We start from the raw sequence: 20274 nt of genomic DNA on the forward strand, positions 1-20274 counted from the left end.
AGATTTAGATTTTCGATTCGGGTGTCTTTTGTTTGTCTCAATCTGTAACAGGTAGAGCTCTATTTGCCGAGTAGATGTTACAGATTGAGACAAACGGGTGCCGCTGGTCATTTCGTCTCGATCTGTAACATCTAGAGCCATAAACAGCCGCTAGATGTTACAGATTGAGATAGTAAGGGGACGAGGCCGTAGCGGGTGAGCGTGCCTGCTCCCTATCTCTCAATCACTCAGAAAATCTTATATATAGAGACTTAGATTTGTGTATAAGATCGTACAAACCTGGCAACAATACTTCTCGAACAACGTGAAGCCGCCCCGTAGGGCGGCCGCCCCAAGAGAGGTGATTCCATGAGAATCGATAAGCTAGCAATGACGTCGCGCGAGGCGCTGCAGACCGCCATGAGCACGGCTGCCGACGCGCAGGCTGGCGCGGTGGAGCCGATTCACCTGCTGTCCGCCCTGCTCGGTGCCGGCGAGCGCAATATCTCCGTGATTATCGAGCGCATCGGTGCTGACCCAGCTCAGCTCGCACGTTCCACACAGGATGCCATCGACCGCGCGCCCAAGGTTTCGGGCGAAGGCCAGCAGATGGGTTTTTCCAACGAGCTCGTCCGCGTGATCGAAAAGGCCGAGAAGAAGGCCACCAAGATGGGCGACAGCTTTGTGGTGACCGAGCATCTGCTGATGGCGCTTGCCGAGGACAAGGGCGAGGCGGGTCGCGTGCTGCGCGACGCCGGCGTTACCAAGGAGCGTATCGAGCAGGTCTACGAGGAGCTGCGCGGCGATGACCGCGTGACGTCTGCCGAGGACAAGACCCAGTTTGAAGCGCTGGAGCAGTACGGCCGCAACATCTGCGACCTCGCCCGTGCCGGCAAGCTCGACCCGGTCATCGGTCGTACCGACGAGATTCGCCGTACCATCCAGGTTCTGTCCCGCCGCACCAAGAACAACCCCGTGCTCATCGGCGAGCCGGGCGTCGGCAAGACGGCCATCGTCGAGGGCATCGCCCAGCGTATCGTGGCCGGCGACGTGCCGAGCACCCTGCGCGACCGCGACCTCATCGAGCTCGACATGAGCGCGCTGGTCGCCGGCGCCAAGTACCGCGGCGAGTTCGAGGACCGCTTGAAGGCCGTGCTCAAGGAGGTGCAGAAGTCCGAGGGTAAGGTCATCCTGTTCATCGATGAGCTCCACACCATCGTGGGCGCGGGCGCTACCGAGGGCTCCATGGACGCCGGTAACATCCTCAAGCCGGCGCTCGCCCGCGGCGACCTGCACGCGATCGGCGCGACCACGCTCGACGAGTACCGTAAGTACATCGAGAAGGACGCGGCGCTCGCCCGTCGTTTCCAGACCGTTATGGTGAGCGAGCCTACCGTCGAGGACACCATCTCGATCCTGCGTGGCCTCAAGGAGAAGTACGAGATCTTCCACGGCGTGCACATCACCGACAGCGCGCTCGTGGCCGCCGCCGACCTCTCCGATCGCTACATCGCCGACCGCTTCCTGCCCGACAAGGCCATCGACCTGGTCGATGAGGCCGCAAGTCGCCTGCGCATGGAGCTCGACAGCATGCCGGTCGAGATTGACGCCACCACGCGCCAGCTCACCCAGCTGCAGATCGAGGAGCAGGCGCTCATGAAGGAGACCGACGACGCCTCCAAGGAGCGTCTGGAAGCCCTGCGCCAGGAGATTGCCGAGGTCCAAGAAAAGCTCAACGTGCAAAAGGCCGGCTGGCTCAACCAGAAGAACGCCATCGACCACGTGCAGGAGCTCAAGGGTCAGCTCGACGAGGCCAAGAGCGAAGAGGAGCGCGCGACGCGCAGCGGCGACCTGGGCCGTGCGTCCGAGCTGCGCTACTCCGTGATTCCGGGCCTGCAGCAGCAGATTCAGGATTCCGAGGCCGCGCTCGAGGCGCAAAAGCAGCAGGACGGCGAGGGCCTCAACGAACAGGTGACCTCCGATGAGATCGCCGAGGTCGTGAGCGCCTGGACCGGCGTGCCCGTGTCCAAGATGATGCAGGGCGAGCTCGACAAGCTGAAAGGTCTGGAGGGCGAGCTGCATAAGCGCGTCATCGGCCAGGACGAAGCCGTCTCCGCCGTCGCCGCAGCTGTGCGCCGCAGCCGTGCGGGCCTCTCCGATCCGGACAAGCCCATCGGCAGCTTCTTCTTCCTGGGCCCCACCGGCGTGGGCAAGACCGAGCTCGCCAAGGCGCTGGCCGAGTGCCTGTTCGATGACGAGCGCGCGCTCGTGCGTATCGACATGTCCGAGTACATGGAGAAGTTCAGCGTCCAGCGTCTGATCGGTGCGCCTCCGGGATACGTGGGCTACGACGAGGGCGGCCAGCTCACCGAGGCCGTGCGCCGTCGTCCGTACTCCGTGATCTTGCTCGACGAGATGGAGAAGGCCCATCCGGATGTCTTTAACGTGCTGTTGCAGGTGCTCGACGACGGCCGTCTGACCGATGGTCAGGGTCGCCAGGTGTCCTTCAAGAACACGATTATCATCATGACGTCTAACGTGGGCTCCAAGGCCATCGCCGATCTGTCCGGCAAGGACGAGGAGGAGATGCGCCATCAGGTCGACGCCGCCATGGCTCAGACCTTCCGCCCCGAGTTCCTCAACCGCATCGACGATATCGTGGTGTTCCATCCGCTCGGCATGGCGCAAATCGAAAAGATCGTCGATATCCAGCTTGCCGATGTCCGCGCACGTCTGGCCAAGGAGCGCATGACGCTTGCCATCACCCCGGCGGCCAAGCAGATGCTTGCCGTGGGCGGCCTGGACCCGGTCTTTGGCGCCCGTCCGCTCAAGCGTCTGGTCCAGCGCGAGGTCGTGGATGCGATCGCAGTCGCTATCATCGACGGCACGGTGCGCGAGGGCGATCAGGTGACGGTCGATGTCGACAAGGACGGCGGCTTTACCGTCGTGTGCGACAACACGCCGACGGCCACCTACGAGGTCCCCGACGCCGAGTAGATTTTCGGGACATGCCTTAAAATCTACCAGCCGTCTCTAAACGCCAAGGGCGGCGGATCCAATGGGTCCGCTGCCCTTTTTCGTGCGACAATCGATGATGTTGAGCATGAGTACATGGCGAGGAGATATGCAGATGATAGACAAGAATAAGACGAACACGCCGGCGACCGATGACGCACCCGCCGCACCCAAGCCTGCGCCTAAGCCGGCACCCAAGCCGCGCGACCCCTACATCCGTGCCGAGAACGAGGACGACGACGGCTACGATCCCTACAGCGATCGCCGCCCCGAGCGCGAGCCGATGTTCGAGGCCGACCCCTGGCGTTAAGTAGCTAATTTGGGCGTCGTGGGCTGCTAGTCTTGGACCTTGATGCTCGGCAACAGTAAAACTTGATTCTCCATTAATCAAGTTGCACGTAATCTTGCTCTTTTACTAATCAAGAATCAGTATAATTTTGATTAGCTAGAGAGCAAGATTGGAGAATCATGGCATTCAACGACTTGATCGCCCAGAAAATAAAGGACTTTGAACAGCAGGGGGTTCCACAGGTCTTTGAGCGAGACCTTGATCTGGGAAACCCACAGGAGCCAAAGCGCGACAACATCGTAAATGTGGTTGTGGGGGCCCGCCGTTGTGGAAAGACGTATCGCCTGTATCAGGAGATGCTGCGGCTTCGGGGCCGGGGCGTCGAGCTTGACCGGATGCTTTACTTTAATTTTGAGGACGAGCGCTTGCGCCCGTATGAGCCATCGCTGCTGGCGGACGTGCTCGACACGTTCTATGCGCTGCATCCTGCTGCTCGAACCGAGGGCGCTTACATTTTCTTTGACGAGATCCAGGAAATTCCCGAATGGGGTGCGTTTTTGCGGCGTGTAGTCGATACGGAGAAAGCGACCGTCTATGTGACGGGATCTTCTTCTAAGATGCTGTCCTCAGAACTTAAGAGCGAGTTCAGGGGTCGTTCTCTTATACGAGAGCTTTTTCCGTTGAGCTTTTCGGAATACGTTCGATATAAGACGGGGAGCGTTTTCGAGCCAGATGCGACCTTTTCCCCAAGCGATGCAGCGCTGCTTCGACATCATCTGATCGGATATCTTGAACGAGGGGGATTCATCGCGACGCTTGAGCAGACGCCCGCAGACGCGATTCAGCTGCTACAGGAATATGCTTCGCGAACGGTCGCTATGGACGTCGTTGAGCGTTACGACGTCAAGAACCCTCGCCTGGCATCGCTGTTCCTAACGCGGTGTATGGCATCTTCGGGACGAGAGCTGTCGGTGAACAAAGTGTACAACGAGTTCAAGAGCAGGCAGATACCCGTCAGTCGTAATTCGCTCAGCGACTTACTTGAGTATTATGAGGATGCCTACCTGCTGTTCTCCGTGCCGGAGTTCACGCGTTCACTGGCAAATAACATGCGGTCTGCGTCTAAGGTCTACGCTGTCGATCCTGCGATGTTTGGAGCATTCTCTCCCGCATCGGCATTGGACCAGGGCCAGAGGCTCGAGACCGCAGTGTTCAACGCGCTAAGAAGAAGGACTCCCGCGGTGAGGATCGGATCGGTCTGCCGCCTGCTGATCAAAGAGAAGAGCAAAAGCCATGAGGTGGACTTTGTGGCTGGGGACGCACTTCTCATGCGGGCTTATAGCCTGATCCAGGTTAGTGTGGATATGGCAAGTGAGAAAACGCGCGAGCGCGAAATTGCCGCGCTTGATGCCTCGATGGCCCAGTTCGATCTTGGTGAGTCGGCAATCGTTACCATGGATGAGCAGGCCGATATTCCATGCGAGCACGGTGTGGTACACGTTGTTCCCGCATGGAAGTGGCTCCTTGCCTAATCATCTACGGATCTGTGGGGCCAGGACCTCCTGGCCCCTTCATCACGGTTGGGGAGCACCATGATGCGCCCGGCTAGTCCTGGGCCTTGATGCTCGGCAGGAGAATCTGGGCGAGGTAGTCGCACTCGAGCTTGGTGGCAGCGTCGGCCTTGCCGTCTTTGCCGACCAGCACGTTCTTAATCTGGCTGTAGGTGTAGCGGTTGCCGGTCGTGAGCTCGACAAGCTCAATGGCCGTGTCCATGGGGTAGGTCGACACGGGATTCTGCGCCCGCCCGTTGATGGTCTGGGGCACCACATACGGATAGACGGGGCCGCTGGCGTAGACCGTGTAGCCGTTACCAAGGTTTGCCGTGCCCAAAACCGTATCGCCCTCATCGGGCGTAAAGCTCTCGCCGTCGCGCACCGCGACGAGCGTCACAATCGGCGTATTGCTATCGCCGGCAAGATAGATGCACAGCGTGCTGCCGTTTTGCCAAGTTGCGACCTTGCCGTACCACTCAACGGGAATATCGAGCTGATACAGGTTCGTTGCCTTATGCCGAGCATCGGCGTCGCGGGCTGCCTGCGCCTCGCTTGCGCTCACGGCGTTAGCGGCGGCATCACGGCGAGCGGTTGCCGCCTGCTGAAGTATCTTGGCAGCCGCGGCGGAGCTCGCACCGCCCTCCTCGGCATACTTGGCGGCGGCATCGATCTGGTCGTCGGTTACCGTGTCGGCCGAAGGCACCTTGAGCTTAAAGGTAGCCTGGGCACTTAAATCCTGTTCATCGCTCTTAACGGTGACCTGCGTCTTGGTGGTCGGGACGGTATAGATGGTGCCGTCGGCCGCGATGGGGGAGGCAGCGATGGAGAGCGTGTAATCGCCGGGCAGCAGTTTGATGCCGCGGCCGTGCTCGTCAACATAGAGCGTTTCGCTCACGGAGGAGCCGTCAGAATCCTGCCCATTCACCTGTACGGGAATCTTGGAGCCAGTGGAACAGTCGAGGCCCGCGGCATGCACGCCAATCTGCACTGACATCATCGTGTGGGCATTGGCGGCGACAGCGGCAACCTGCTCTTGCTGATATCCGTTCCAGGCAGCATAGCCTGCACCGCCGGCGACGAGCGCGACGGCCACGACACCGGCGACCATCAGATTGCGGCGCTTGGGCGACATCTTGCGATGACGAACCTCGGCTTCGCGTGCCGAGGGAACGGACGGCAGGGGAATATCGCCCATGGCGATGGTCTCGTCCACGGCTGGTGCGGAACCTAGGCCAGGAAGCTCACGGGTCAGCGAATCCTCGGCCGGCAAGCTGTTGAGCAAGACGGTTTCCTCGCCCGTGTCGGATTCGGGCTGGTTGCCGGCCTCGCTTTCGGTGTCTTCGTGATCTGCCTCATCTTCGGCAGGCTCAACATCGTCTGCATCCTGATCATCGGACTGCGCCTCGGCTTCCGGCTCATCCTGCACGTCAACGTCCGAATCGTCAAACGCAATCTCATCGAGTGAAATCCGGTCTAAGCTCTCCAAGGCCTCAGCGCAAGCTTCTGCATCTTGGGCCGCGTCCTCTTGGCCCCTCGTCTCATCTTTCATATATCCCCCAAGCTCAATATCGGGACAACAATGTACCCAAAAACAGGGTCATATAGAGCTGCCAGGCAATTGGAAATCTGATTTTATCTGTGCGAGAGGTTTTGAATATGTGCGTGGATGCGCGCAACAACAAAAAGCCCCCGGAAAGCGGACGAATCGCTTTCCGGGGGCATGCAATACGTTGCATTGCGCGGAGTCGGCCAGGCGACTTCACATTCAAGCGGCGTTTGCGTCAGGCACGTTACTCGGCGTGCGCGTAATCGACCTTGGCGCGGCGGGCGGTAGCCTTCTCCCAGTCGCTGGTGCCCTCAAAGACATCCTGCTTGTAGGGATTGCGGCCGAGCTTCTTGGCGCGGTAGGCGATGTAGATGATCGCGGCGATGTTGGCGATCAGCGCGACGACCGAGACCGCGGTGGCGGCGCCTGCGTCGAGCGTGGAGTGGGTCACAAAGATGGACTCCTCCTGGAAGTAGGGGAACACCTGGGCAAACATGCACCAAATAGCCAGCGTAAAGGCGCGGTTCTGAATCCAGCCACCCTTGTTCCAGATAAAGGCGGCGACGGTGGGCGCCAGCAGCAGCGCAAAGCCGCAGAACCAGGAGTGGGTGGGCAGGCAGTTGTAGGTGTAGCAGAAGTTCCAGATATCGTAGGCGATGATGTAGACCCAGGTCATGTCGGGCCACAGCATGTCGGTCTGGTCCTCGGAGGCGTAGACGCTCCACCAGCCGGTCATGCAGAAGATGTTGATGATGCCGGCGATGCCGTTGAACACGTTGTTCCAGCCGGCCAGCTGCGTGGCACCTTCGGAGGTGACCCAGGTGGACTCGCCCAGGACAAAGAAGTGATAGGCGCTCTCAAAGTCGGACACGACGGCGATCATGATGTTGATGGCGACGATCACAAACGGCCATGCGCGGAACCAGTGCGCCTTGCCGATCTTGCCCCACTGGTACTTAATGGCAATGAAGCCCCAGCAGCCGGCGAGCGCTGCGTACACCTTGGCGTAGTGGAACCAGCTGTTCTGGTACACATGGGTGGGGTTGGTGAGCGCCCACTCGGCACCCTGCGAAACGCCGATGGCGATGGCGACGCAGTAGATGGTCATGGCCAGCGGAGCCACGCCAAAGATGATGGCCGCGCCGAGTTTGGTGCGGCGGCCGACCTCGTTGAGCACGATGAGGCCAATAAAGACCATGGCCCAGCCGGCCCAGTGGATAAGGGTATTGCTACCCCAAACATCGAACAGCATGCTGCTCTCCTTTCACACGCCCGCGGCCCCTCTTCTGATCGCGGGCAGTTTGGCCAAATGTCGTCAGTTCTGGGGTTTGCGCTCCGGATACTTGGCGGTATAGCCCTCGATATGGAGTGTCGAGGCGATGATTTCCTTGACCGTCTCGTCGGGCACATCGGGGTGCGTGCGGATATACATCAACAACCCCATAATGAGGGTGTAGAACGTCTCGTAGACATGGTCAATGCGGAGCTCATGATGGGCGACAAAATCCACCACGGTGGTGTCGCAGATGTATTGCGCCACGCGCTGGACCACGTTGTGCAGAAAGCCGCCGTAGAGCGCGCCGCTGCTGGAGGTCAGGGTGCTCGGCAACTCGTGGCCGCTCACGACCAGGCGTTTAAAGAGCGGAGCGACGGTGTCGAGTGCGCCTTCGATGTCGCCAACCGTGCGGCTGGCGTTCCACTGTTCGAGCTCGGCGATAAAGCCGTCGATCGCCTCGTCCATAACGGCGGTGACGGCGGCGTCCATATCGGCAAAGTAGTGGTAGAACAGTGAGCGCGTGCAGCCAGCCCGCTTGGTCACGGCCGATACCGAAAGATGGGACACGCCCAGCTCAGCGCTCACGGCGCTCACGGCGGCGAGAATCTCGCGTCGGCGCTCGTCACCCGTCAGGCGCTTTGCCGTGCTGTCGGACGCGAGGACGGCATCAGCGACAGAGATGTTTGCCGTGTTATCGCTCATACGTTTGCCGCCTTTCATCCGTTTGGGCCCGACCGTTCGCCTAACAGTCTTGAATATTGTTGACGGTTCGTCAATACTGTTTTTGACACAATGTCAACAATAGCGGGTGAACGGCATGGGGGCATGTCGAGCCCGTACAAAGAGGGGCGCCGCGGTCTCGCCGGGCTGTGGCAAGAGAAGGGACGACTATGATTCTCAACGGACCGGGGATTAGCTATACCGAGCCCGATATCGGAGCGGAGTTTGTGCCGCCGCTGCCGGAGCATCCGCGCGAGGCTATCGTCAAACTGTGCGAGCACTGCACCAACCGCCTGTTGCACCGCGACGAGCTGCTGGGCTACGAGTACTGGTCGTTTGCCGAGGCCGCAACCGACGAGCAGGCCGAAGTGCTCTGCAAGATGAAGATGCGCCGTCCCTATACGCTGCCCGAGATGGTCAAGATCACCGGTATGCCCGAGGCCCAGATCGAAAAAATGCTCGACGACATGAGCTACACGGGTCTGCTCGAGTACAACTGGGAAAATCCCGAGCGCGCCAAGCAGTGGGTGCTGCCCATGCTGGTGCCGGGTTCTGCCGAGTTCCTCAACATGCGCATGGGCCAGCTCGAGGAGCATCCGGTCTATGCCAAGTTCTTTGAGCAGGCGTCCAAGGGTCCGCTGTCCCGTGCTACGCCGATGGTGCCGCCCGGAGGCGCCGGCATTGGCATGCACGTGATCCCGGTCGAGAAGGCCATCGACGCCTCGAGCACCTCGGTGCCGATTGAGCACATCGAGCACTGGCTTGACAAATACGACGGCAAGTATGCCGCCAGCACCTGCAGCTGCCGCGCGAGCCGTCGCGTGATGGGCGAGGGCTGCGCCGACGATCCACGCGACTGGTGCATTGCCGTGGGCGATATGGCCGACTATGTGGTCGAGACCGACCGCGGTCACTATGTGACGCGCGAGGAGGTCTACGACATTCTGCGCCAGGCCGAGGACAACGGCTTTGTGCACCAGATTACCAATATCGACGGCGAGAACAAGATCTTCGCTATCTGCAACTGCAACGTCAACGTGTGCTACGCCCTGCGCACCTCGCAGCTGTTCAACACGCCCAACTTGTCGCGCTCTGCCTATGTCGCCAAGGTCGAGAAGGACAAGTGCGTGGCCTGCGGTCGCTGCGTTGAGGTATGCCCGGCCGGGGCCGCCAAGCTCGGCCAGAAGCTCTGCAGCAAAAAGGCTGGCGGACAGGTGCCCGAGTATCCGCGCCAGGAGCTGCCCGATGCCACCAAGTGGGACCACACCAAGTGGTCGCCCAACTACCGCAACGTCAACCGCATCGAGACGCATGAGTCCGGCACGGCGCCCTGCAAGACGGCCTGCCCCGCGCATGTCGCTGTTCAGGGCTATCTGAAGCTTGCGGCGCAGGGTCGCTATGACGAGGCGCTGGCGCTCATCAAGCGCGAGAACCCGCTGCCCGCAATCTGCGGCCGCGTGTGCAACCGCCGCTGCGAGGACGCCTGCACCCGTGGCCGCGTGGATGCCGCCGTGGCGATCGACGAGGTCAAGAAGTTTATCGCCCAGCGCGACTTGGATGCCGCGACCCGTTATGTCCCGCCCGTGGTGACGCCGACGCGCGCCGGCGGCTTCGATCAGAAGATCGCCATCATCGGTGCCGGTCCGGCCGGTCTGTCCTGCGCCTTCTATCTGGCCGAGAAGGGCTACAAGCCCGTCGTGTTCGAGAAGAACGAGCGCCCGGGTGGCATGCTCACCTACGGTATTCCCAGCTTTAAGCTGGAGAAGGACGTTATCGAGGCCGAGGTCGAGGTTATTCGCCTGATGGGTGCCGAGTTCCGCTATGGCGTGGAGGTCGGTCGCGATGTGACGCTCGACGAGCTGCGCGAGCAAGGCTTTAAGGCCTTTTATGTGGCCATCGGCTGCCAGGGCGGCCGCCTAGCCGGTATTCCGGGCGAGGACGCCGAGGATGTGACGGTGGCCGTCGACTTTTTGCGCGAGGTCAACAGTGGCAAGATCGACGCACTGCTCGGTCGCACCATCGTGGTGGGCGGCGGTAACGTGGCCATCGATGTCGCGCGCAACGCCTGCCGTCTGGGATCCGAGCATGTTGAGATGTTCTGCCTGGAGAGCGAGGCTCAGATGCCCGCCAGCGAGGAGGAGCGTCGCGAAGCCATCGAGGATGGTGCTCACATCAGCTGCGGCTGGGGTCCCAAGGAGGTTCACCTGGACGATGCGGGTCGTGTGTGCGGCATCACCTTCAAGCGCTGCACGCGCGTCTTTGACGACGAGGGCCGGTTTGCGCCCGAGTACGACGAGAACGACCTGCGCCGCGTCGATGCCGACCGCGTCGTCATGTCGATTGGCCAGTCCATTGTGTGGGGCGACCTGCTGGCTGGCTCCAAGGTGGAGCTTGGCCGCGGCCAGGGTGCTCTTGCCGATCCGCAGACGTACCAGACCGCTGAGCCCGACATCTTTGTGGGCGGCGACGTCTACACCGGCCCCAGCTTTGCCATCGACGCCATCGCTGCCGGTCACGAGGCCGCTGTGTCCATCCATCGCTTTGTGCAGCCGGGCTCCACGCTCACCATCGGCCGCAACCAGCGCCGCTACACCGCGCTCGACCGCGACGATGTTGTGATTGAGAGCTATGACAACGCGAGCCGCGAGGTGGCACGTGTCGACCGCGAGCGCGAGAAGGCTGCGCCCTTTAGCGAGTACGTCGAGACCTTTACCGAGGAGCAGGTGCGCGCCGAGACCGCTCGCTGCCTGGGCTGCGGTGCCTCGATCGTCGACCCCAATAAGTGCATCGGCTGTGGTCTGTGCACCACCAAGTGCGCGTTCGATGCCATCCATCTGGATCGCGACCGCCCCGAGTGCTCCACGATGGTCAAGTACGAGCAAAAGCTCCCCAGCCTCGGCAAGTACGCTTTGAAACGCGCGATCAAGATTAAATTTGGGAAGAAGTAAAAGAAACTAACAAGTCAGTGAGCGGCGCGGAGCGTCGCTCACTGACGTTTAGTTGACATCGCATCAACCGTTGTTGAAAGGTTTCTACCTTGCACGAATTGGGAATCGTTTATCATATCATTCGCGATGTCGAGAATGTGGCGCGCGCCAATGGTGTGAGTCGCGTTTCGAGCGTGACGCTGCTCCTGGGCGAGGTCTCGGGCGTCGTTCCCGATCTGCTGCTTGACGCTTGGCGTTGGGCGGCAGATAAAAAGCCCATCGCGCAGGGCGCGGAGCTTATCGTGGAGCCCGTCGAGGCCGTGACGCATTGCGACGCGTGCGGCTGCGACTACGCGACGGTCGAGCACGGCAAGACCTGCCCCCATTGCGGTAGCGGCGAGACCTATCTGCTGCAGGGCCAGGAGGTCATGATCAAGCAGATCGAGACCCCCGACGAGGACCCGACAGACGCTGCCCCCGATGGCCTCTCCGATGCCCCCGATGCCGTCGACGCCGCCAACCCCCTCCACATCGCCTAATTTAGTCGTTGGGGACGTTCTTAAACGACTAGTCATTAAAGAACGTCCCCAACGACTACTTTGCTAGAGCATATTTCTTACCATTAGTCAAGCACCATCTGTTTAAACGAAATGGCCTCAACCCGAGCACATTTGTGTCTGTTTAAAACCGGCAATAATGAACAGCGTGCTCAATTCGGTCATGTAAATAGATCAGCTATCAATCCTCAGCAGCAAATCAGTCAAAATACTGGAATGTAATCAGCTTGTAACAAAACAAGACGTTTAAACAAATAATGCTAGCTTTTGCAGTTTTTCATATAATTCTGCTGTATTTGCAGCTATACTCTTTTTTGTCGTGTAGGAATTACGTAGACAAAAAGGAGGTTATGTGATGGTAAGTATTGTTCTTGCTAGCCATGGTGACTTGGCGGCTGGAATCAAGCAGACGGGCTCGATGGTCTTTGGCGATCAGCCGTCTGTAGCCGTGGTCTCGCTCGAGCCGAGCATGGGCCCCGACGACTTCCGCGCCAAGGTCGAGGAGGCAATCGCTTCCTTCGAGGACCAGGAGCAGGTGCTCTTCCTCGTCGATCTGTGGGGCGGCACGCCGTTCAACCAGATCAGCGGGCTCATCGAGGGCCACGATTCCTGGGCTATCGTCACCGGTGTCAACCTGCCTATGCTCATCGAGGCATATTCGCAGCGCTTTGACGCAAAGAACACTGCACATGCGATCGCAAAACATCTCGTGACTGAGGCTAAGGCCGGCGTGCGCGTCAAGCCCGAGTCTCTGGAGCCCGAGGAGAAGAAGCCGGCTGCGGCCGCTGCTGCTCCTGCAGGCGCCATCCCTCCGGGAACGGTCATCGGCGACGGGCACATCAAGATCGCCCACGTCCGTATCGACACCCGTCTGCTTCATGGTCAGGTGGCCACCACGTGGACCAAGCAGATCAACCCCAACCGCATCATCGTGGTTTCCGACGGCGTTGCCCACGACGAGCTTCGAAAGACCATGATCGAGCAGGCTGCCCCTCCGGGAGTCCATGCCAACGTCGTGCCCATTAAGAAGATGGCCGAGGTCGTCAAGGACACGCGCTTTGGTGACACCAAGGCCATGCTGCTCTTTGAGAACCCGCAGGATCTGCTCAAGGCCATCGAGGCCGGCGTCGATATCAAGGAAGTCAACATCGGTTCTATGGCTCACTCCAAGGGCAAGGTCGTCGTCACCAACGCTGTCGCTATGGGCGATGACGATGTCAAGACCATCGAGGCTCTCAAGGCAAAGGGCGTCAAGTTCGAGGTCCGCAAGGTTCCTTCGGATTCCTCCGAGGATCTCGACGCCATGTTGAAGAAAGCTAAGGCCGAACTGGCCGCTCAAGCATAGTAAAGGAGGGTCCGATACATGTCCGCGCTTACTATTGTTCTAATCGCGATTATCGCGCTGCTTGCCGGTATGGAAGGCGTTCTGGATCAGTTCCAGTTCCATCAGCCGCTCGTTGCGTGCACGCTTATCGGTCTCGTAACCGGTCACCTTCAGGAGGGCATCCTCCTGGGCGGTTCGCTTCAGATGATGGCCCTTGGTTGGGCTAACGTCGGCGCCGCCGTCGCACCTGACGCCGCCCTGGCTTCTGTCGCATCTGCCATCATCATGACACTTGCCCTCAACGGCGGTGTTACTGATTCCGGCAAGGCCGTTACCGCCGCCATCGCCGTCGCCGTGCCTCTGTCCGTCGCCGGCCTGTTCCTGACCATGATCTGCCGTACCCTGGCCACCGCTATGGTCCACGGCATGGACGCCTGCGCCGAGAAGGGCGACTTCGCCGGTATCGAGCGTTGGCAGTACGCTGGCATCCTCATGCAGGGTGTTCGTATCGCCATCCCGGCAGTGCTTTTGTGCATCATCCCGGCCGAGGCCGTTACCAACGCGCTTAACGCTATGCCCGACTGGCTGTCCGGCGGCATGGCTGTCGGCGGCGGCATGGTCGCTTCCGTCGGTTACGCCATGGTCATCAACATGATGGCCACCAAGGAGACCTGGCCGTTCTTCATCCTCGGCTTCGTCCTGGCTGCCATCCCTCAGCTCACGCTGATCGCCCTGGGCCTCATCGGCATCTCCCTCGCCCTCATCTACCTTGGCCTTAAGGACCTGGCCAAGCAGGGTGGCGGCATGGGCGGTGGCTCCGGCGACCCGCTCGGCGACATTTTGAATGACTACGAGTAGGAAGGGAGTGATACATATGGCAGAGAACAAGATTCAGCTTTCTAAGTCCGATCGTCAGAAGGTTTGCTTCCGTCATCAGTTCCTTCAGGGTTCGTGGAACTACGAGCGTATGCAGAACGGTGGCTGGTGCTACTCGATGATCCCTGCGATCAAGAAGCTCTACACCAGCAAGGACGACCAGATTGCCGCGCTTAAGCGCCATCTGGAGTTCTATAACACTCACCCCTATGTTTCCGCCCCCGTCATTGGCGTTACCCTCGCCCTCGAGGAGGAGCGCGCCAACGGTGCTCCGATCGACGACGTCGCCATCCAGGGCGTCAAGGTCGGTATGATGGGCCCGCTCGCCGGCGTCGGCGACCCCGCCTTCTGGTTCACCCTTCGCCCGATTCTGGGCGCTCTGGGCGCTTCCCTGGCCCTGTCCGGCAGCATCGCCGGTCCGCTGCTGTTCTTCTTCGCGTGGAACATCATTCGTTACGCCTTCCTGTGGTACACGCAGGAGTTTGGCTACAAGGTCGGCTCTTCCATCGCCAAGGATCTCTCCGGCGGTCTGATGGGCAAGGTCACCGAGGGTGCTTCCATCCTGGGTATGTTCATCATCGGTGCCCTGGTCGAGCGCTGGGTGTCCATCTCCTTCACCCCGGTCGTCTCCAAGGTCACGCAGTCTGCTGGCGCCTTTATCGACTGGGCTAACCTGCCCTCCGGTTCTGAGGGTGTCAAGGAAGCACTGACGATGTATAACTCCATCGGTGCTAACGCCCTTGATCAGGTGAAGGTCACCACGCTTCAGGCTAACCTCGATCAGCTCATCCCCGGCCTTGCTGCCGTGTGCCTGACCCTTTTTGTCTGCAAGCTCCTCAAGAAGAAGGTCAGCCCGATCATCATCATCCTGGCTCTCTTCGCCGTCGGCATCATCGGTCGCGTCTGCGGCTTCATGTAAGCACGCTTCGGCTTAAGACAGAGAGTTGCTAGGCAAGGGCTTTTAAGCCATTGAAACGGACCGCACCCGGTTGGTACACTGGATGCGGTCCGATTGTTTTATTTGGAGGGCGAGGCGCGCATGGCGCAATCTCAGAACAGCACGGTCGATCTGGCAACGCCGGCAACCTGTCTGATGGGTCTTACCAGTCACGGTAACGTAATGGTGGGCAATAAGGCGTTTGAGTACTATAACGAGCGCAATCCCGAGGACTTTATTCAGATCCCGTGGGACGAGATCGACTATATCGCCGCCGAGGTTTTGCGCGGCACCAAGAAGATCACGCGTTTTGCGATCTTTACCAAAGAGAACGGCCACTTTACGTTTTCGACGCGCAATGACAAGGAAACGCTACGCGCGGTGCGTAAGTACATTGACGAGGACAAGCTCGTTCGTTCGCCCGATTTTATCGACGTGACCGCTAAAGGCGCCAAGAGCATCCCCTCCGTCATCAAAAACCTCTTTCACAAAGGCAACTAGTCATTGGGGACGTTCTTAAACGACTAGTCATTAAAGAACGTCGCAGATGACTATCTCGAAGAGCGGCTATGCGCTGCATGGTAGTGGCGCAAATCTGCTACACTAATACAACATGCCTCCGTAGCTCAGGGGATAGAGCACCGCTCTCCTAAAGCGGGTGTCGACGGTTCGAATCCGCCCGGGGGCACCAGGGAATATGACGGCGTCGCGGGAGCGGCGCCGTTTCTGGTTTGCGGGGGCCGCCGGCGGATTCGGGCCGTCGACACCCGCGTCACCAATTGCGTCTAGAGCCCTCCGGTAGAGTGTCCAAGCCCTAAAGCCCAGTTGATGCTACGGGGTTTAGAGGCGGACTGAAGCAAGGGGAAGACATGTCCGCTCGGGGTGATAGACTAACGCTGTGGTAAATACAGGACAGTTTGACCGTTTTTCAACCAAGATGGGCGTCCCATGCAACTAAATGCAGCTGATATAGCGCAAAAGAGAATTGACCTCGGCCTCACCCAAAAGGAGTTCGCCGCCGCCCTTGGTATGGGCTCGTCTGGTGAACGCACCGTTCGGCGCTGGGAGTCTGGGGATACTAGTCCAACGGCGGCTGAATGCGCCTTTATCGCATCGCTCGATGCGGGGGCTCCATTTGACCAAGGGGAGCGCAGCGACGCGCCTTTTACCTTCTGCGATCTCTTCGCGGGCATCGGCGGTATACGAATGCCGTTCCAGGAGCTTGGCGGTAGGTGCGTCTTCTCTTGCGAGTGGGATAAGTTCGCCCAGAAAACCTACCGGATGAACTATGGAGAGACCCCGGCGGGCGACATCCGTCAGGTCGCATCAAACGATATACCGGACTTCGATGTCCTGCTCGCAGGCTTTCCTTGTCAGCCATTCTCCCTTGCAGGCGTTTCGAAGAAGCAATCTTTGGGGAGACCCACCGGCTTTGAGGATAAAACGCAGGGAACCCTCTTTTTCGAGGTCGCTCGCATCATACGCGACAAGCGCCCGAAGGCCTTCTTGCTTGAGAACGTTAAGAACCTTACGAGTCACGACGGCGGGAAGACCTTCAAGGTCATACGACAGACGCTTGAGGAGGACCTTGGATACCATATTTTCTGGAAAGTGCTTGATTCAAAAAACTGGACGTGCCAGCACAGGGAGCGCATCTACATCGTGGGGTTCAGGGAGGAAGTTCCCTTCTCGTGGGATGACCTTGAGGTGCCGGGACCGGGACATACGCTAGGGGAAATCCTCGAAGAGCAACCAAACGAACGCTACACCATTTCGGATAAGCTATGGGCCTATCTGCGCGCCTATCGCGAAAAGCATGAGGCGGCGGGCCACGGCTTTGGATACTCGATGGTCGGCCCAGAGGACACGACAAGGACGCTTTCCGCCCGGTACCACAAGGATGGCAGCGAGATTCTGGTCGGGCAGGAAGGAAAAAACCCTCGTAAACTCACTCCCCGCGAATGCGCGCGCCTGCAAGGATTTCCCGATGAGTTCATCATCCCGGTGTCGGATACTCAGGCATACAGGCAGTTCGGCAACTCCGTGACCGTGCCGGTCGTGCGCTCGGTCGCGAAGTTGATGATGGAGGTGTTCTAGGATGGACTATGGAGTACTTGGCGCGTATTTTGACGGTGCTGTCGCGAAAACCCTCGCGGGCGTTGACATCATGGGGGCCAATAAAAGCCACCAGCACGAATTCAACGGCGTGGGGCCTTTGCGCGCGCTTTTCGGAGACGATGACATAAAGGGGATGCGAACTACCTTCGCATATCTCGATGATGGTGCAGACCCTATATTCGACCATGGTTATACCACTTGGTACGACGCCCGCAGGAAGCATCCAACTAGAACTGAGTATAGGCTCTACTACAACGATAATGCTGCCATGGGCATGGCCCGTCCGGGCGACCTCATGGTTTTGGCCCTACACGAAGCCAAGGAGGTCGTAATCCTATTTGCCCGAGCGGGGAGTACGGCGGAATCTCAAGTTCGCTGGCTCTTCGCGCTCGACGGGGTTGGCGAGAAGGGTTTTACGCCCTCTGCTCGGGAGGATACGCGCATCACGTCGATCGCCGCAAGGATTTTGGAGTCCATCGGCATCGAAGTTAGCATGCCGATCGCAGCGGAGAACTTCCTCGACGGTATGATCGAGAAATTCGGCGAGTCCTTCCCCAAAGGGGCAGACTTCTCAGCCTACTCAGCTTCCACCCTTGGAAAGCTCGATTGGACGGGCGACCCGGATGGCTGCTTGGTCGCTTGTTACGAACGCGAAGAGATGCTGTTCCGCGTCTTCGAGCGGCATCTCTTGGAGCGCGACCTCGCGCCATACCTTGGCTCGGCGCTTGATGTTGATGGCGTGCTGCGCACCACTATGTCGGCCTTCCAGCGCCGCAAGTCCCGTGCGGGGACGGCGTTCGAGAATCAACTCTCGATGCTATTCGATGCTAGGGGCATACGCTACTCGGCGCAGAAATACACCGAGGGCAAATCAAAGCCGGATTTCATCTTTCCCTCTATTGACGATTACCAGGACCCCAAGTTCCCTGTCGCTCGACTGACGATGCTCGGTGCCAAGACAACCATCAAGGAGCGTTGGCGTCAGGTGCTTGATGAGGCTGACAGAATCGAGGACAAGCATCTTGTAACACTTGAGCCCGCCGTAAGTGAGGATTACACACGAGCTATGGCTAAGGACAGGCTCAGCCTCGTTGTGCCCTCATCGCTGTTCGAAACCTACACGCCCGCGCAAAGGGAATGGCTCATGAGCGTCAACGACTTCTGCAGGCTGGTAGAAGCCCGACAGCACGAGTAGAACCACGAGACGTTTTTTAGAAATGAGGCCGGAGACCAGTTGAGTCTCCGGTCTTCTTTTTTCACTCGCAACAGATTCGTCGATCACGAGGTGGGATTTGTATTTGGACTGCGCAAACTCTTGGGCAAGGGTGCTTTTTCCAACGCGGCGGGCCCCCTCGAGCATGATGGCTCGGGATCCATTGCTCGCTTTCCAATCGAGGAGTTTATTGTAGGCCGTACGTCTGAATACTGACATGATTGCCCAATCTAGCTGCTGTATACACGAAATGGGAAGTGTGGTTACCTGATTCAATACACGAAATGGGAAGTATATACAGGCCCTTTTCTACACGAAATGGGAAGTGCGGGTACCGCTGGAGCTTGTTGGGATAGATGGAGCGCATGTGTTGCGTCGCTCAGGTATGCTCATATGTGCCTAGAGTTTCACATGCCGAGAAAGGTTGATGGCTGCCATATCCACATACCAAAACACGGAGCGCTCAGCGCCGTCGACACCCGCGTCACCAATTTCCCCGCGGGGGGGAGTTTTCGAATCCGCCCAGGGGCACCAGGGAATATGACGGCGTCGCGTGAGCGGCGCCGTTTTTGGTTAGTGGGGGCCGACGGCAGATTCGGGCCGTCGACGCTCGCGTCACCAATCGCGTCATTCGAATCGGCGCTGGGAATTCAGTGCTTTTCCTCATGCAAGTATCTTCCATCTTGCGTCGCCGTCAGCCGTGAGCGGTCGATTTTTACCGATAAACGGCAAATTAATTCAGAAAAAATCAGGTAATTTCAAGAATGGTCAAACTTGATTAACAGCAAAACCACAAGGTAGATGGCTTTATACGGTGAAAAACTCTGACACAATAAGAAAAAGAGTGAAAAATACTGATTGAAAATGAACTTATGTGGCAGTAATCTACATGTCACAGGGTAAGCCCCGGCGCGCAGGCGGCGGCCCTTATCGAATTACGGATATAGATCAGGTGCTCGAACGGGCAGAAACGATCAAGGACGAAGGTAAAGGACGTAGAAGCATGAAGCTTGCAACTCGTATCAACTCCTATTTTCGCGATGGCGACAAGAATCTTGATCGCGTGTTCGCGGAGTTCCAGAGCGTGGGCCTCACGCACGTCGACCTCAACTACCCCGAGCACTGCACAGGTGTCACGGCTGAGGACATGGCCGCCAAGCTCGCAGCTCACGACCTGCAGCTGAACGGCTGCGCGCTGCGCTTCCGGAACGCCTTCCTCAACGGTGACCTGGGCAATGCCGATGATGCCCTTGCCGCGGAAGCCCTTGAGCTCTGCTACGAGGCGTGCGACTACTGCCGCACTGCCGGTGGCAACACGGTGACCATCTGGCTCGGCCACGACGGCTTTGACTACAGCTTCCAGATCGCCTACGCTCGCGTCTTCGACCAGCTCGTAGCCGCATTCCAGAAGGTTTGCGACTACGCGCCCGACCTCAAGATCTCGATTGAGTACAAACCCTACGAGGAGCGCGCGTACGCGTTCATCGACTCCATGGGTATGACCGGCATGATTCTCAACGCTGCAGACCGCCCGAACCTGGGCGTCACGCTGGATTACTGCCACATGCTCATGAAGCACGAGAACCCTGCCATGGCCGCCGACCTGTTCGGCCGCGAGGGCAAGCTCTACGGCATTCACCTAAACGACGGCAACGGTCGCTTCGACGATGGCCTTATGATTGGTACGTCCACGCCGGTGAAGACCCTCGAGTTCCTCTACTACGTGAAGAAGCACGGTTACGACAGCGCAATCTACTTCGACACGTTCCCGGTCATCGAGCCCGCTGCCGGCGAGGCTGCACAGAACGACCAGATGATCCATCTGCTCAACGACGCCATCGAGGCCGTAAGCATGGAGAAGATCCAATCCGTTATCGATGCAAACGACGCGATTAAGGCAGCCGAGCTTGTCCGCGAGCTCTTCTGCGCAATGGGGAGGTAACC

Annotated in this window: 16 protein-coding genes and 1 tRNA gene; 13 read left to right on the forward strand and 4 right to left on the reverse strand. The window is 59.0% G+C overall.

From position 1 onward, the window contains the following. Window positions 1–348 precede the first annotated feature (348 nt). The 3 genes from clpB to DXD94_RS04555 all read left to right on the forward strand — a co-directional run bounded on the left by clpB (window position 349) and on the right by DXD94_RS04555 (window position 4815). Entirely contained in the window at window positions 349–2976 is a 2628-nt protein-coding gene (gene clpB, locus DXD94_RS04545; protein WP_117763361.1) for an ATP-dependent chaperone ClpB, read from the forward strand. A 133-nt stretch (window positions 2977–3109) separates the two neighbouring features. After that, entirely contained in the window at window positions 3110–3304 is a 195-nt protein-coding gene (locus tag DXD94_RS04550) for a hypothetical protein (RefSeq protein ID WP_233540318.1), read from the forward strand. Between the two features lie 158 nt (window positions 3305–3462). Next, window positions 3463–4815 carry an ATP-binding protein gene (locus tag DXD94_RS04555; RefSeq protein WP_117763362.1) on the forward strand — a complete coding sequence of 451 codons (1353 nt, stop codon included), beginning with the start codon at window positions 3463–3465 and terminating at the stop codon, window positions 4813–4815. A 73-nt stretch (window positions 4816–4888) separates the two neighbouring features. Here DXD94_RS04555 and DXD94_RS04560 read toward each other — a convergent pair whose 3' ends face one another. The 3 genes from DXD94_RS04560 to DXD94_RS04570 form a co-directional block, all read right to left on the reverse strand. After that, entirely contained in the window at window positions 4889–6385 is a 1497-nt protein-coding gene (locus DXD94_RS04560) for a hypothetical protein (RefSeq protein ID WP_117763363.1), read from the reverse strand. Window positions 6386–6626: 241 nt separating this feature from the next. Next, window positions 6627–7634 (reverse strand): DUF5692 family protein, encoded by a 1008-nt coding sequence (locus tag DXD94_RS04565; protein WP_117735391.1) that lies wholly within the window; start codon window positions 7632–7634, stop codon window positions 6627–6629. Between the two features lie 63 nt (window positions 7635–7697). Continuing rightward, a complete protein-coding gene (locus tag DXD94_RS04570) occupies window positions 7698–8360 on the reverse strand; it encodes a TetR/AcrR family transcriptional regulator (RefSeq protein WP_117735392.1) in 663 nt (220 codons plus the stop codon). Window positions 8361–8548: 188 nt separating this feature from the next. On the opposite strand from DXD94_RS04570, the gene DXD94_RS04575 reads away from it, so the two are divergent. The 9 genes from DXD94_RS04575 to DXD94_RS04615 all read left to right on the forward strand — a co-directional run bounded on the left by DXD94_RS04575 (window position 8549) and on the right by DXD94_RS04615 (window position 18312). Next, complete coding sequence (locus DXD94_RS04575) at window positions 8549–11326, forward strand: FAD-dependent oxidoreductase (RefSeq protein ID WP_199568387.1); 2778 nt, start codon at window positions 8549–8551, stop codon at window positions 11324–11326. Between the two features lie 89 nt (window positions 11327–11415). Beyond that, window positions 11416–11844: a hydrogenase maturation nickel metallochaperone HypA gene (locus DXD94_RS04580; protein ID WP_117735393.1), complete on the forward strand. Its 429-nt coding sequence runs from the start codon at window positions 11416–11418 to the stop codon at window positions 11842–11844. Window positions 11845–12217: 373 nt separating this feature from the next. Further along, window positions 12218–13207: a PTS sugar transporter subunit IIB gene (locus DXD94_RS04585; protein WP_117735394.1), complete on the forward strand. Its 990-nt coding sequence runs from the start codon at window positions 12218–12220 to the stop codon at window positions 13205–13207. A gap of 18 nt (window positions 13208–13225) precedes the next feature. Beyond that, window positions 13226–14044, forward strand: coding sequence for a PTS mannose/fructose/sorbose transporter subunit IIC (locus tag DXD94_RS04590; protein ID WP_117735395.1), 819 nt, complete (start codon window positions 13226–13228; stop codon window positions 14042–14044). A gap of 16 nt (window positions 14045–14060) precedes the next feature. Further along, on the forward strand, window positions 14061–14981 hold the full coding sequence (locus tag DXD94_RS04595) for a PTS system mannose/fructose/sorbose family transporter subunit IID (protein WP_117735396.1): 921 nt from the start codon (window positions 14061–14063) through the stop codon (window positions 14979–14981). Window positions 14982–15101: 120 nt separating this feature from the next. Next, complete coding sequence (locus DXD94_RS04600) at window positions 15102–15500, forward strand: DUF956 family protein (RefSeq protein WP_117735463.1); 399 nt, start codon at window positions 15102–15104, stop codon at window positions 15498–15500. Window positions 15501–15614: 114 nt separating this feature from the next. Beyond that, window positions 15615–15690, forward strand: a tRNA-Arg gene (locus tag DXD94_RS04605). Window positions 15691–15947: 257 nt separating this feature from the next. Continuing rightward, a complete protein-coding gene (gene dcm / locus DXD94_RS04610) occupies window positions 15948–17096 on the forward strand; it encodes a DNA (cytosine-5-)-methyltransferase (RefSeq protein ID WP_117763364.1) in 1149 nt (382 codons plus the stop codon). Window position 17097: 1 nt separating this feature from the next. Next, the gene (locus DXD94_RS04615) at window positions 17098–18312 is read left to right on the forward strand and encodes a type II restriction endonuclease (protein ID WP_117763365.1); all 1215 of its coding nucleotides are present in this window, start codon (window positions 17098–17100) and stop codon (window positions 18310–18312) included. Here DXD94_RS04615 and DXD94_RS09960 read toward each other — a convergent pair. Further along, window positions 18217–18549, reverse strand: coding sequence for an AAA family ATPase (locus tag DXD94_RS09960; RefSeq protein WP_368146379.1), 333 nt, complete (start codon window positions 18547–18549; stop codon window positions 18217–18219). The genes DXD94_RS04615 and DXD94_RS09960 overlap by 96 nt on opposite strands. Window positions 18550–19333: 784 nt before the next feature. Here DXD94_RS09960 and DXD94_RS04620 point away from each other — a divergent pair. After that, entirely contained in the window at window positions 19334–20272 is a 939-nt protein-coding gene (locus DXD94_RS04620; protein WP_117763366.1) for a sugar phosphate isomerase/epimerase, read from the forward strand. Window positions 20273–20274: the final 2 nt, after the last annotated feature.

The organism is Collinsella sp. TM10-22 (assembly GCF_003466125.1).
Classification (GTDB): domain Bacteria; phylum Actinomycetota; class Coriobacteriia; order Coriobacteriales; family Coriobacteriaceae; genus Collinsella.